This is a genomic window from Pseudomonas asplenii, assembly GCF_001293465.1.
Classification (GTDB): domain Bacteria; phylum Pseudomonadota; class Gammaproteobacteria; order Pseudomonadales; family Pseudomonadaceae; genus Aquipseudomonas; species Aquipseudomonas fuscovaginae_B.
In genome coordinates this window covers 62,053-75,086 of sequence record NZ_JSYZ01000026.1, presented here as the reverse complement: position 1 = coordinate 75,086, position 13,034 = coordinate 62,053, and the positions used below count along the sequence as shown (strand labels likewise).

Here is a 13,034-nt window from a genome sequence, read left to right as displayed (position 1 = left end):
TCGCGGGCAAGCCCGGCTCCTACAAGGGGAGCGTCGCCTGTAGAATCGTCTCTTTTTAGAGACAACCCCCAGGAAAATCACTCGAAAAATAAAAAATATCATTATTTTTCAATGAGTTAATTAAATGGCACGAAACTCGCTATTTCCACTGGAGATTCAGACCTAACCTACAAAAATAACAATTGGAGACACACCATGAGTGTGATCATCGCCCTCGCAGCCCTGGCGTTGCTGATGCTGGCCGCCTACCGAGGCTACAGCGTCATCCTGTTTGCCCCCATCGCCGCCCTCGGCGCTGTCCTGTTCACCGATCCTGCCGCTGTCGCGCCCGCCTTCACCGGGGTGTTCATGGACAAGATGGTCGGTTTCATCAAGCTCTACTTCCCGGTATTCCTGCTCGGCGCGGTGTTCGGCAAGCTGATCGAGCTGTCGGGGTTCTCCCGCTCCATCGTCGCCGCCGCCATCGGCCTGCTCGGCACCCGCCAGGCCATGCTGGTGATCGTGCTGGTCTGCGCCCTGCTGACCTATGGCGGTGTCTCGCTGTTCGTGGTGGTGTTCGCGGTCTATCCGTTCGCCGCCGAGATGTTCCGCCAGAGCAACATCCCCAAGCGCCTGATCCCGGCGACCATCGCCCTCGGCGCATTCTCCTTCACCATGGACGCCCTGCCCGGCACGCCGCAGATCCAGAACATCATTCCCAGCACCTTCTTCAACACCACCGCCTGGGCCGCACCCTGGCTGGGCGTGATCGGTACGGTGTTCGTGTTCTGCGCCGGCATGCTGTTCCTGCAACGCCAGCGCAACAAGGCCCAGGTCGCCGGCGAAGGCTACGGCACGCAGTTGCGCAACGAGCCGGAAACCGCCGAGGACATTCGCCTGCCCAACCCCTGGATCGCCCTCTCGCCGCTGCTGCTGGTGGGCCTCATGAACCTGCTGTTCACTCGCTGGATTCCCGTCTGGTACGGCAAGACCCACACCCTCAGCCTGCCCGGCATGGCCGCGCCGGTGCAGACCGAAGTCGCCAAGCTCACCGCCATCTGGGCGGTCCAGGCGGCGCTGCTGGTGGGCATCCTGGTGGTGCTGGCGTTCGGCTTCCGGGCGATTCGCAGCAAGCTGGCCGAAGGCAGCAAGAGCGCGGTCAGCGGCGCCCTGCTGGCGGCGATGAACACCGCCTCGGAATACGGTTTCGGTGCGGTGATCGCCTCGTTGCCGGGTTTTCTGGTATTGGCCGACGGGCTCAAGAGCATTCCCAATCCGCTGGTCAACGAAGCCATTACCGTGACCCTGCTGGCCGGGATCACCGGCTCCGCCTCCGGCGGCATGAGCATCGCCCTGGCGGCCATGGCCGACAGCTTCGTCAGTGCCGCCCACGCCGCGAACATTCCGCTGGAAGTGCTGCACCGGGTCGCCGCCATGGCCAGCGGTGGCATGGACACCCTGCCGCACAACGGCGCGGTGATCACCCTGCTGGCCGTGACCGGGCTGACCCACCGCGAAGCCTATAAAGATATTTTCTGCATCACGCTGATCAAGACCCTGGCGGTATTCGTGGTGATCGCCACGTTCTACGCCACCGGCATCGTCTGAGGAAACGACTATGAGTCTCAAAGGAAAAACCGCCCTGGTCACCGGCTCCACCAGCGGCATCGGCCTGGGCATCGCCCTGGGCCTGGCCAGGGCCGGCGCCGACCTGATCCTCAACGGCTTCGGCGACGCCAGCGCGGTGCTCGCCGAGGTCCGCCGGTTCGGCGGCAAGGTTGGCCACCACCCGGCCGATGTCAGCGACCCGGCGCAGATCGCCGACATGTTCGCCTATGCCGAACGGGAGTTCGGCGGTGTCGATATCCTGGTCAACAACGCCGGCATCCAGCACGTCGCACCGGTGGAGGCGTTCCCGGTGGAGCGCTGGGACTCGATCATCGCGATCAACCTGTCCTCGGTGTTCCATGCCACCCGCCTGGCCCTGCCGGGCATGCGCGCCAAGGGCTGGGGGCGAATCGTCAACATCGCTTCGGTGCATGGGCTGGTCGGCTCCGTGGGCAAGGCCGCCTATGTCGCGGCCAAGCATGGGGTGATCGGCCTGACCAAGGTGGTCGGCCTGGAGACCGCCACCGGCAATGTCACCTGCAATGCCATCTGCCCCGGCTGGGTGCTGACGCCGCTGGTGCAGAAACAGATCGATGACCGGGCCGCTGCCGGCGTCGACCCGCAGCAGGCGCAGCATGACCTGCTGGCGGAGAAACAGCCGTCGCTGGAATTCGTCACCCCACCGCAGTTGGGCGAGCTGGTATTGTTCCTCTGCAGCGAGGCCGGTAGCCAGGTGCGGGGCGCGGCGTGGAATATCGATGGCGGGTGGTTGGCGCAGTAGCCTGGATGGTTGGCGGCCTTGAGGGCGCCTTCGCGGGCAAGCCCTGCTCCTACAGAAGTGAGGCGAGCCCAGGACTTGCACACGACACCAACCTGTAGGAGCAGGGCTTGCCCGCGAAGAGGCCCGCATTAACAGCACAAAATAAAAAGGGAACCCCATGTCAGAAGTCTTGTGGCGCCCCAGCGCAGAACGCATCGAAAAGACCCGTATCGAAGCCTTCCGGCGCTTCGTCAATCACCGTCACGACCTGCAGATCACCGACTACCCGGCCCTGCACCGCTTCAGCATCGAGCGCCGCGAGGACTTCTGGCAGGCCATCGTCGACTTCTTCGATGTCGAATTCCACACCCCGCCCAGCCGCGTGCTGAGCGAAGAGCAGCACATGCCCAGCGCCCGCTGGTTCCCCGAGGCGACGCTGAACTTCGCCGAACACCTGCTGCGCCGCCGCGACGACCATCTGGCGGTGGTCGCGGTCAGCGAGGACGGGCGCCGGGAAACCCTCACCCACGCCGAACTGGCCGCCCATGTCGCTGGCCTGCAACAACGTCTGCGCGAGGCCGGTGTCGGCGTCGGCGACCGGGTCGCGGCCTGCATGCCGAACACCTGGCAAACCCTGGTGGGCATGCTTGCCACCACCAGCCTGGGCGCGATCTGGTCCTGCTGCTCGCCGGACTTCGGCACCCACGGCGTGATCGACCGGTTCGGCCAGATCGAGCCCAAGGTGCTGATCGCCTGCGCCGGCTACCGCTATGCCGGCAAGGAGCTGGAGCAGAGCGCCAAGCTCAACGAAATCCTCGAGCACCTGCCCTCGCTGCAGCAACTGCTGGTGGTGCCCTACGCGCATTCCCAGGCAAGCGCCGAGGACTTCCGGACCCACGCCAGGGTGAACCTGTGGCAGGACTTCTACCAACCCGGCGGCGAGCCGTATTTCGTCCCGGTGCCCTTCGCCCAGCCGCTGTACATCCTCTATTCCAGCGGCACCACCGGCGTGCCCAAGTGCATCGTCCACAGCACCGGCGGCGTGTTGCTGCAACATCTCAAGGAACACGGCCTGCATGTCGACCTCGGGCCTGGCGACTGCCTGTTCTACTACACCACTTGTGGCTGGATGATGTGGAACTGGCTGGTGTCGGCGCTGGCGGTCGGTGCCACGGTGGTGCTGTATGACGGCTCGCCCTTCCATCCCGGCCCGCAGCGCCTGCTCGACCTGATCGACGACGAGGGCATCAGTGTCTTCGGCACCAGCCCGAAATACCTGGCCGCCCTTGAACAGGCCGGGCTCAGCCCACGGCAGACGCACCGGCTGACCCGCCTCAAGACCATTCTCTGCACCGGCTCGCCGCTGTCGCCCCACAGCTACGACTACGTCTACCGGGAAATCAAGGCCGAGCTGTGCCTGTCGTCGATGTCCGGCGGCACCGATATCGTCTCCTGCTTCGTCAGCGGCAACCCGGTACTGCCGGTCACTCGCGGCCAGATGCAGTGCAAGAGCCTGGGCATGGCCGTCGAGGTCTGGAACGACCAGGCCCAGCCGCTGCACGGCGAAAAGGGCGAACTGGTGTGCACCCGGCACTTTCCGGCGATGCCGGTCGGGCTATGGAACTATCCGCAGCAGGAGAAACTCATGGCCTCCTATTTCAGCCTGTTCCCCGGGGTCTGGGCCCAGGGCGACTACGCCGAGGAGCTGGATGGCGGCGGCCTGATGATCCACGGCCGCTCCGATGCCGTGCTCAACCCCGGCGGCGTGCGCATCGGTACGGCGGAGATCTATCGGCAGGTGGAAAAGGTCGAGGCGGTGGTGGAAAGCCTCGCCATCGGCCAGCAATGGCAGAACGACGTGCGGGTGGTGCTGTTCGTGCGCCTGCAGGAGGGCGTAGCGCTCGACGATGCCCTGCTGCAGCAAATCCGCCAGGTGATCCGCGACAACACCACGCCACGCCATGTCCCGGCGAAGATAGTCGCCGTCACGGACATTCCCCGGACCCTGAGCGGCAAGATCGTCGAACTGGCGGTGCGCAACGTGGTGCACGGGCTGCCGGTGAAGAACACCGATGCCCTGGCCAACCCGGAGGCGCTGGAGCAGTTCCGCGATCGTCCGGAACTGCGCGAGTGAGCCGCACATATCACAGGACATCAGCCCAGATAGCGCATCACCACCGCCTGGAAACCGCCGAGCATGGAATGCCCGGCCACCAGAATACGTCCGTCGCCCTGCACCGCCAGCGCGGTGACGGTGTCCAGGCTCTTGCCCAGGCGGGTACGCACGTAGCCCTTGCCGGAAGCGAAGTCGAGGTCGAGCTGGCCGTTCGGCAGGTAACGCGCCAGCACCAGGTCCGAGCCGAACCCGGCCACCGTCGAGCCGGCGGCGAGAATCGATCCGTCCGGCTGAACCGCGACCGTTGCCCAGCGGCAGGCGGGCGCGTCGATATTCAGCAGCACCGCGGCCCCCTGGTTGAAGCGCCGGTCGATGCAGCCGTTGGCGGTAAACCCCTGCAGCGCACCGCCCAACGGCTCGAAGCGGGTACCCACGCAAAACAGTTGCCCCTGGGCACTACGGGCCAGCCGGGTGACCGTCGAGCTGGCGTCGGCAAAGTGCACGCAGAGGTAGCCTTCATGGCCAAAGGCCGGGTCCAGCCGACCCTCCGGCAAGTAGCGGGCCACCAGGCCACTGGGTGGAAAATCGATTGAGCCACCCACCAGAATCTTGCCATCGGGCTGCAGCAGGACACAGCTGAGCCAGCTGTTCATCAGCCGCCGCCGGACCATCACGAAGCCCAGGCCATTGAAGCCGTGGTCGAGGCCGCCATCGGGCAGCAGGCGAACCAGCAGGCCGACATGATCGGTGGCGGAATAACTGTGGTTGAGGGTCAGCAGGATCCTGCCGTCCGGCTGCACGGCGCCGAAACAGCTCTCGAAGCCTGCCAGTCCCGGTGGCAGCCAGCTGTCACGGGGTCCCTCGGACAGATCGCCGGGCAGGCGCAGCAGGTACACGCCCTGGTCAGCGAAGAGCGGATCGGCACGGCCGTCCGCGAGAAAACGCGCCACCACCGGCAAGGTGCGCCGGTCATCCGGATAATGCAGGCCAAAAACCAGGATCCGCCCGTCGTGCAGCCGACGCAGGCTGATACCCGTCGACTCGCCCGCGGCCTGAAACCGGCCAACCAGGCTGCCACCCTGGCCGAACGAGGTGTCCGGCGAACCGTCGGCATGCAGGCGGGCCAGGCCGAAATGCACACCGGTGGGCATCTCCACCCTGGCGACCACGAGAATCTTGCCATCGGGACAGAACAGCACGTCATTGGCCTGGCTCGACAGGCTGCCGGCAAACTCCACCTGCGCCTTGCCCAGGCAACCGAACCCCGGATCCAGCTCACCCGCCGGGTTGACCCGGCAGCCGCGCAACGCTTGCAGCATCATCAGGGGATTCCTCCATGAAAGAGACGTCGCCTGCGGCGGTGCAGCCGTTGCGATCTGCCCGCTATTCAATCCATCGGGGGTTTCCCGGACAACTGTCAGAAATGACAGGTTTTGTGGCCTTGCGAGCCATATTGGTGACTTTTCAAGCCAATCAGACTCATTCGGACAAGGGTATCAGCCAGGCCAGCGGCGGCGGCGGCGACCGGCTCACTCCATGGCGGTCTTGACCATCGCCAGTTCGGGGTGGCTGACCAGCTTGTCGATATGCAGCTCTTCATCGTTGAGCCAGGTTTCGGTCAGTACCCGGTAATGCTCCATGTCCCGGCAACGCATGCGCAGGCTGTAGTCGAAGGCGCCGCTGAGCAGGTGGCATTCGAGCACCTGGGGGCAGGCACGGACCTTGGCCTCGAAAGCCTTCTGCGCTGCCCGCCCGCTCTGACCCGACAGCGCCACCAGCACCAGCAGCGACAGGCCGGGCGACAGCTTGTTCTCGTCGAGAATGGCTCCGTAGCCGCGGATCACCCCCAACTGCTCCAGCTTGCGCACCCGCTCCAGGCACGGCCTGGGCGTCAGGTGCACGCGCTCGGAGAGTTTCTGGTAGGTGATGCGTCCGTCATGGCGCAACACCTCGATAATTGCCTGGTCGATGCGGTCCAGCACGATCGACAGGTCACGAATTTCAGCCATGGATGGCTTGCCTCACTTCAAACGACCAGAAAGAAACAGGCGCCATTGTACGACCTTCCTTGGCCGATGCCTGAATCACTTTCAGCCTGCTCTTGCACCTGGCCGGCCGCCGGGCTCCAGGCTCTGTATGTAAAACCGTGATACTCGGTGATGCGGCGTTGAGAACAGCCTCGCAATGCTCATTTACAAACCGTAAGCTCCACTTCCTCGGCTGTTTTCGCCTTGCCTGACCTTCGTCTCAAGGCTTTTCATACAGACCCTGGCGGGCCTTGCTGATCAGATCGGGACGGCTGTCCACCAGCATCGGCTCGATGACGTTGCCCTGGATCGAACAGGTCAGCATGCCCCGGCTGTTCGGGCTGCTCTTGGCCAGGTCCTCGGCAGCCGGCTCGATCAGGAACACCCGCTCGGCCGTATCGATCACCAGCTTGCCCGAATTGCTCTGCGGGTCTTCCGGTTGCCAGGCCCGCTGGCTGTGGGACCAGATTTCAGCACGAGCGTACATGCCCCCGGCATCCGCCGCGCCGGTGCGCTTGTGTTGCTCGAGCAACTCGAACAGTTCCCTGGGCGTCTGCTCGGTGTAGAACCCCCAACTGATCAGGCGCGAACCCATCATGTCCATGTCTTCGGCGTAGAAACCGGTCAGACTGACACCGTCGAGGATGACCGGCTTGTCGAACATCCAGCGCCGTCCCAGTTCACTGCGGGTGCCACCCACGGGCCGGGTGAAACCGTTTTCGGTTCTGGTCGGGATCAGTCCATTGAACAGCGGCTGCTCGATGACGGCCAGGGAGTGCTTGTCGCAGGCGACATAATCATTGAGCGACGTGGCGGCCAGGGCGGGTGCGCCACACAGCAGCACCGTGGCGCCACACAGCGAGGCGAGGATTTTCACGGGGGACTTTCGTGGAAACATGTCAACTTCCTGTTGGAGAGTGGGGCTTCGAACCATCGGGCACATGACGAGCAGGAGGCCGATAAGGAGAGCGTTGTTCGTTATCGGCAGCTTCCCAGGCAACCTGAAGTTTGCAGCGATAAGGCCTGCCCCGCCAAGAAGCCTGCCGGCAAACAGAACTTCTCGACATCCGCACAACCATAATTACCAGCAGGCAGCGTCCTGATACCATTCAGGCAGCTATTTTTCGCATGGGGCAATCATGGAAGTATCCGGAACCGGGACGCTCGAGCAAGCAGTCGAGCAGGACACCTACTACCGAACGATGTTCGAGGCGGTCGATACCGGCTTCTGCATTATCGAGATGAAATTCGATGCGGGCGCAAAGCCCGTGGACTACCGCTTTCTCGACGTGAACCCGGCGTTCGAACGCGAAACCGGTCTGGTTGGAGCCAAGGGTCGATGGATGCGGGAGATGATTCCGACACACGAACAGCACTGGTTCGATATCTACGGCGAGGTGGCCCTGAGTGGGGTGGAGCGACGCTTTGAAAACCAGGCGCAGGGACTCGGGCGCTGGTATGCGGTGCATGCGGTGCGTGTCGGCAGCCCGGGCGCCTACAAGGTCGCGGTGTTTTTCAATGACATCACCGAGCGACGCCAGGCGGAAATCGCCCTCAAGCAGCTCAACGTCTCGCTGGAGCAGGAAGTCGCCTCCCGTACCGATGATCGCAACCAGCTCTGGACCCTGTCCTCGGACATTATGCTGCGCTGCACCTTCGATGGCCGGATCATCGCCGTCAACCCGGCCTGGGAAGACACCCTGGGCTGGAGCGAAGCCGACCTGCTCGGTACCAGCCTCTACGACCTGATCCACCCGGATGATCTCGAGCAGACTCTTGAACGTGCCCGCTATTCCGCCACCGGGCAGAGCATCCGCCGCTTTGAAAACCGCTACCGCTGCAAGCACGGCGGCTACCGCTGGATCAACTGGTCTTCCAGCCCCTCCGATGAAGTCATCAACGCCGTCGGCCGTGACTGCACCCTCGACAAGGAACAGGCCCAGGCCCTGGCCAGGGCCGAGGCCCAACTGCGCCAGAGCCAGAAGATGGAGGCCGTCGGACAACTGACCGGAGGCCTGGCCCACGATTTCAACAACCTGCTGACCGGCATCAGCGGCAGCCTGGAGATGCTGCAGAGCCGCATCGACCAGGGTCGCGTGGAGCAACTGGACCGCTACATCAATGCCGCGCTGATCGCCGCGCGCCGGGCCACCGCCCTGACCCACCGGCTGCTGGCCTTCTCCCGCCGGCAGACCCTCGACTCGCGGGCGACCAACGTCAACCTGCTGATCAGGGAGATGGAAGACCTGATACGACGTACGGTCGGCCCCTCGATACAACTGGAATCGAAGCTGTCCGAGCGCCTGTGGACCACCCTGGTGGATCAGAACCAGCTGGAAAACTCGCTGCTCAACCTGTGCATCAACGCCCGCGATGCGATGCCCGAAGGTGGTCACCTGAGCATCGAGACCGCGAACATCACCCTCAACTCGGCATCGGCCCTGGCGCTGGAACTGCCTCCCGGCGGTTATGTGTACCTGGGCGTCGCGGACAACGGCTGCGGGATGTCGGCCGATATCCTGGGCAAGGTCTTCGAGCCGTTCTTCACCACCAAGCCACTGGGCTCCGGAACCGGCCTCGGCTTGTCGATGGTCTACGGTTTCGCCCTGCAGTCAGGTGGCCAGGTGCGCATCAGTTCGCAGTTGGGCAGCGGCACCCAGGTACGCCTCTATCTGCCTCGCCACTTTGCCGAGACCGAGGAGCGCGAGGCCGCCCTCGCTTCGCCGCCGGCCCCCCAGGCCCTGGCAGGCGAAACGGTATTGGTGGTCGATGACGAACCCCAGGTGCGCATGCTGGAAGTCGATCTGCTGGAGGAGCGCGGCTACAAGGTACTGGAGGCCAGCGACGGCGCGACCGGCCTGAAGATTCTGCAGTCGCCGATCCGTATCGATCTGCTGGTCAGCGACGTCGGCCTGCCCGGCGGCATGAATGGCCGGCAACTGGCGGAGCTGGCCCGACAGACCCGGCCGGGACTCAAGGTGCTGTTCGTCACCGGTTATGCCGAACACTCGGTCATTGGCGACGGCAACCTGGCACCCGGCATGCACGTGATGACCAAGCCGTTCGCCCTGGACGATCTGGCCAACCGCGTGCGCGAAGTGATCAGTGGCACCTGACCGGTTTCAGTAAATGGACACCGGCTGCATCGGGGATATAAACCTTACTTGTAATAAGGTTTATATCGCTGGCGCTCTGCAAAAACTCCAGACAAAAAAAAGCCCAAGCGGCTGATGGACGCTTGGGCCTTAAAGAATGCATAAACCGTGGTAGGTGAACGCAGGGCGATAATAACTGATCCCGGAAATTCGTAACAAGATATTTTTAATCTGACTTTATTCCTAACCCCTTAAATAACCACAGGTTTTTCCCGGATATCAGCGTAACCAAAGCTCGGCAAAGCCCTGTTCTGGGTCGAGCGACGGGGTAATTAATGCATTTGCACCAAAGCGGTTCACGACAGTTACTGAAAACCCCGGAAAGACCACACTCCATATCCGTGAATTATCCGGTAGATAGATGAAGGTTATTATTCGGACAATATAAAATCCGATGAACGGCTCATTCAATCCAGCCCCTGACCGGATATTTCAGCGCTTCTCTACCCACCTCGCAAAACAGGAAAGTTCCCCGGACGCAAAAAAATATAAACCGGCCCAACCCCTCAAGAGCGTTTGCGTCCCTGCCCGCGCCCGGCGACAATTGGCGCTCCATTCATTTCGAGGTTCGCAACATGCGTAAAGCACTTACCGTTCTGGCGCTCAGCGCCCTGTTTACCCAAGGCGCCATGGCGGCCGGCGGTACCCAGGCAGCAGTCGGAGGTGGCTTGGGTGGCGTCCTGGGCAACGTGGTTGGCCAGCAGATGGGTGGCAGCACCGGCGCAGCCATTGGTGCGGGCCTGGCTGGCGCGGCCGGTGGCGCCATTGCCGCCAAGAAAGGCAAGAAGACCAAGGCCGCCATCGGTGGCGGCCTGGGCGCAGCCGGCGGCTCGTACCTGGGCAACCAGCTCGGCGGCAGCACCGGCGCAGCCATTGGCGCGGGCCTGGGTGGCGCGGCCGGCGGCGCACTGGGCGGTCGCAAGTAAGACCTTGCCCGAGACGAAAAACCCGACACGAGTGTCGGGTTTTTTATTGGCGCAACCTATCGCCTTGTCTCGCCATGAGCAGGCGCCGGGACCGTATCCTGCCGTGGCTGCAGCCAGCGGCTGAACAGGCGCGTCACCCGCGGCATGAACACATAGACCACCAGCAATACGATGGTCAGGGTAATCACCACGTTGGCCGGCACATAGCCGCCCAACCAGGGCCACAGGGCGAATAACGGTTTCCACAACAGCGGTACCAGGAAGGTCAGCGGCAGGATCACCAGGAACGTCACACAGGCCTGCTTCCAGCGCGGTGGCGGCGTCGGCGCATCCACCTGCACGGGGGTGAACCAGAACTCGCGGTCGGCGTTGATTTCGGTCTGGTCGCCATCGGCCAGCAACGGACGGGCCTGATCGACCAGCTCGCGACGATCATCGGAATCCAGCCAAACCTGCAATTGTTCGGTACTGGCAAAGCGCAGCACGCTGGTGAACAGCGCCAGGCCACCACTGTGCCCACGCACCACGTCGATCCCCAGGTGCCCGGGATAGGTACGCGCCTTGGCGACGATCTGGCGCAACCAGGCTTCATAGGCCTGGTCCCCACCCTGTTTGACCCGGTGGCGTACCAGCAGCGTGACCACGCCGTCGGACAATTCGATATTCATGGCTGATTCCATCTTCCTGTAGGTGACCGATGGGGCAGGCGTAAGCGCTACACCCGCCCCTCCCTGTTACTTGACCTGACGCTGTGGCGCCTTGTGCACCATGGTGTAGGCGTAGTCCACGCCCATGCCGTAGGCGCCGCTGTGCTCGCGTACCAGGTCCATCACCGGGCCGTAGGTGTCCTTGTGCGCCCAGTCACGCTGGAACTCGAGCAGAACCTGCTGCCAGGTCACCGGAATCGCACCGGCCTGGATCATCCGTTGCACGGACATGTCGTGGGCTTCCTGGGTGGTGCCGCCGGAAGCGTCGGTGACGATGTACACCTCGTAGCCTTCGGCCATGGCTTCCAGGGCCGGGAAGGTCAGGCAGACCTCGGTCCACAGGGCGGCCATGATCAGCTTCTTGCGACCGGTGGCTTTCACTGCTTCCACCAGCTTCCTGTCTTCCCAGGAGTTCATCGAGGTCCGTTCGATCGGCTCGGCACCCGGGTTCACGGCCAGCAGTTCCGGCCAGATATAGCCACTGAAGCTTTCGGTTTCCACCGAGGTGTAGATCGTCGGCACGTTGAAGATCTTCGCTGCCTTGGCCAGGCCCACGGTGTTGTTCTTCAGGGTCTGGCGGTCGATCGACTGCACGCCGAAGGACATCTGGGGCTGGTGGTCGATCAGGATCAGGGCGCAGTTGGTTGGGTTCAGCAGTTCGCGGTTGGACATGATTGAGTTCCTTTGGGTTTCGAGGTTGACCACCGGGGTCACAGGTAATCTGGCAGTTGCCTCTGGGATCCACTTGAAGGCCTGTGCTGCCTGCTTGGAATGAACTTTAGGGCCTGGATAAAAAAGGGACAATTCCATAAAATCGAGAATCATTGATTCTATTTAAGGAACAGTCATGGATCGCGTCGAATGCATGCGGGCGTTTGTCGCCACCGTGGGAGCCAATGGCTTTGCCGCGGCGGCGCGGGCGATGGACGTACCACGCTCGAAAGTCAGCAAGCAGATCCAGGCGCTGGAAGAGGCCATCGGCGTGCAGTTGTTGCTGCGCACCACCCGCAGCCTGCACCTGACCGAGGCCGGCGCCGAGTACTACGAAGCGGCCCGCGAACTGCTGGCGTCGCTGGACGAGGCCGAGCAACGCGCCCGCGACGGCATCGGCGAACTGCGCGGGGTATTGCGCGTCAACGCGCCGATGTCTTTCGGCCTGCGGCGGCTGGGGCGGTTGATCCCGCTGTTTCACCGGGAACATCCGAACGTCGAGTTGCAACTGGTGCTCAGCGACCAGCAGGTGGACCCGGTCAAGGGCGGCTTCGACGTGACCATCCGCATCGCCAGCCTGCCGGACTCGTCCATGGTCGCCAAACTGCTGGCCCCGGCGCCGCGCATCATGGTCGCCTCCCCCGACTACCTGGAGCGCGCCGGGACGCCTACGACGCCACGGGAACTGTGCGCCCACCAGTGCCTGAACTACGGCTACCTGCAAAGTGGCGTCAGCCTGCAACTGTGCAACGGCAGGGAAACCCAGCGGGTCACCGTCACCGGCCCCTTGCACGCCAACAACGGCGACCTGCTGGCCCAGGCTGCCGAGGCCGGCATGGGGATCGCCCTGCTGCCGGACTTCATCGTCGAGGAGGCCCTGGCCGCCGGGCGCCTGGTGCCGGTGATGTGCGAATGGCAGGCGCCGCCGATCAGCATCAACGCGGTGTACGCCTCGGCGCGCCGGGTACCGCAGAAGACCCGGGCATTCATCGACTTCCTGGTGCGGGAACTGGCGGTAGCCGCAGAGAGCTGAAACAAATAGACT

11 protein-coding genes are annotated in these 13,034 nt (G+C 63.4%); 6 read left to right on the top strand and 5 right to left on the bottom strand.

Annotated features, from left to right (window positions below):
* Positions 1–195: 195 nt before the first annotated feature.
* From PF66_RS27990 to PF66_RS27980, 3 genes are all read left to right on the top strand, one after another.
* Positions 196–1,587 (top strand): GntP family permease, encoded by a 1,392-nt coding sequence (locus tag PF66_RS27990; protein WP_054058939.1) that lies wholly within the window; start codon positions 196–198, stop codon positions 1,585–1,587.
* Between the two features lie 10 nt (positions 1,588–1,597).
* Entirely contained in the window at positions 1,598–2,368 is a 771-nt protein-coding gene (gene hbdH / locus PF66_RS27985; RefSeq protein ID WP_054058938.1) for a 3-hydroxybutyrate dehydrogenase, read from the top strand.
* 157 nt (positions 2,369–2,525) lie between these two features.
* Positions 2,526–4,481 carry an acetoacetate--CoA ligase gene (locus PF66_RS27980; RefSeq protein ID WP_054064469.1) on the top strand — a complete coding sequence of 652 codons (1,956 nt, stop codon included), beginning with the start codon at positions 2,526–2,528 and terminating at the stop codon, positions 4,479–4,481.
* Between the two features lie 20 nt (positions 4,482–4,501).
* Here PF66_RS27980 and PF66_RS27975 read toward each other — a convergent pair whose 3' ends face one another.
* The 3 genes from PF66_RS27975 to PF66_RS27965 all read right to left on the bottom strand — a co-directional run bounded on the left by PF66_RS27975 (position 4,502) and on the right by PF66_RS27965 (position 7,388).
* On the bottom strand, positions 4,502–5,785 hold the full coding sequence (locus PF66_RS27975; protein WP_054064468.1) for a hypothetical protein: 1,284 nt from the start codon (positions 5,783–5,785) through the stop codon (positions 4,502–4,504).
* A 207-nt stretch (positions 5,786–5,992) separates the two neighbouring features.
* Positions 5,993–6,472, bottom strand: a complete 480-nt coding sequence (locus PF66_RS27970; protein WP_054058935.1) for an Lrp/AsnC family transcriptional regulator — start codon at positions 6,470–6,472, stop codon at positions 5,993–5,995.
* Positions 6,473–6,710: 238 nt separating this feature from the next.
* The gene (locus PF66_RS27965; protein WP_054058934.1) at positions 6,711–7,388 is read right to left on the bottom strand and encodes a hypothetical protein; all 678 of its coding nucleotides are present in this window, start codon (positions 7,386–7,388) and stop codon (positions 6,711–6,713) included.
* A gap of 241 nt (positions 7,389–7,629) precedes the next feature.
* Here PF66_RS27965 and PF66_RS27960 point away from each other — a divergent pair, with 241 nt between their 5' ends.
* Positions 7,630–9,606: a hybrid sensor histidine kinase/response regulator gene (locus PF66_RS27960; protein WP_054058933.1), complete on the top strand. Its 1,977-nt coding sequence runs from the start codon at positions 7,630–7,632 to the stop codon at positions 9,604–9,606.
* A gap of 614 nt (positions 9,607–10,220) precedes the next feature.
* Positions 10,221–10,571 (top strand): hypothetical protein, encoded by a 351-nt coding sequence (locus PF66_RS27955; protein WP_054064467.1) that lies wholly within the window; start codon positions 10,221–10,223, stop codon positions 10,569–10,571.
* A gap of 56 nt (positions 10,572–10,627) precedes the next feature.
* On the opposite strand, the gene PF66_RS27950 is transcribed toward PF66_RS27955, so the two are convergent.
* A complete protein-coding gene (locus PF66_RS27950; RefSeq protein WP_054061521.1) occupies positions 10,628–11,239 on the bottom strand; it encodes an antibiotic biosynthesis monooxygenase in 612 nt (203 codons plus the stop codon).
* Positions 11,240–11,305: 66 nt separating this feature from the next.
* The gene (locus PF66_RS27945) at positions 11,306–11,950 is read right to left on the bottom strand and encodes a hydrolase (RefSeq protein WP_054061520.1); all 645 of its coding nucleotides are present in this window, start codon (positions 11,948–11,950) and stop codon (positions 11,306–11,308) included.
* A gap of 175 nt (positions 11,951–12,125) precedes the next feature.
* Here PF66_RS27945 and PF66_RS27940 point away from each other — a divergent pair, with 175 nt between their 5' ends.
* Entirely contained in the window at positions 12,126–13,022 is an 897-nt protein-coding gene (locus PF66_RS27940; protein WP_054061519.1) for a LysR family transcriptional regulator, read from the top strand.
* The last annotated feature ends 12 nt before the right edge of the window (positions 13,023–13,034 follow it).

Excerpts from the sequence above, each read along its gene's own strand:
- PF66_RS27990 (WP_054058939.1), top strand. The coding sequence starts at position 196 with ATGAGTGTGATCATCGCCCTCGCAGCCCTGGCGTTGCTGATGCTGGCC.
- hbdH (WP_054058938.1), top strand. The coding sequence starts at position 1,598 with ATGAGTCTCAAAGGAAAAACCGCCCTGGTCACCGGCTCCACCAGCGGC.
- PF66_RS27980 (WP_054064469.1), top strand. The coding sequence starts at position 2,526 with ATGTCAGAAGTCTTGTGGCGCCCCAGCGCAGAACGCATCGAAAAGACC.
- PF66_RS27975 (WP_054064468.1), bottom strand. The coding sequence starts at position 5,785 with ATGATGCTGCAAGCGTTGCGCGGCTGCCGGGTCAACCCGGCGGGTGAG.
- PF66_RS27970 (WP_054058935.1), bottom strand. The coding sequence starts at position 6,472 with ATGGCTGAAATTCGTGACCTGTCGATCGTGCTGGACCGCATCGACCAG.
- PF66_RS27965 (WP_054058934.1), bottom strand. The coding sequence starts at position 7,388 with ATGTTTCCACGAAAGTCCCCCGTGAAAATCCTCGCCTCGCTGTGTGGC.
- PF66_RS27960 (WP_054058933.1), top strand. The coding sequence starts at position 7,630 with ATGGAAGTATCCGGAACCGGGACGCTCGAGCAAGCAGTCGAGCAGGAC.
- PF66_RS27955 (WP_054064467.1), top strand. The coding sequence starts at position 10,221 with ATGCGTAAAGCACTTACCGTTCTGGCGCTCAGCGCCCTGTTTACCCAA.
- PF66_RS27950 (WP_054061521.1), bottom strand. The coding sequence starts at position 11,239 with ATGAATATCGAATTGTCCGACGGCGTGGTCACGCTGCTGGTACGCCAC.
- PF66_RS27945 (WP_054061520.1), bottom strand. The coding sequence starts at position 11,950 with ATGTCCAACCGCGAACTGCTGAACCCAACCAACTGCGCCCTGATCCTG.
- PF66_RS27940 (WP_054061519.1), top strand. The coding sequence starts at position 12,126 with ATGGATCGCGTCGAATGCATGCGGGCGTTTGTCGCCACCGTGGGAGCC.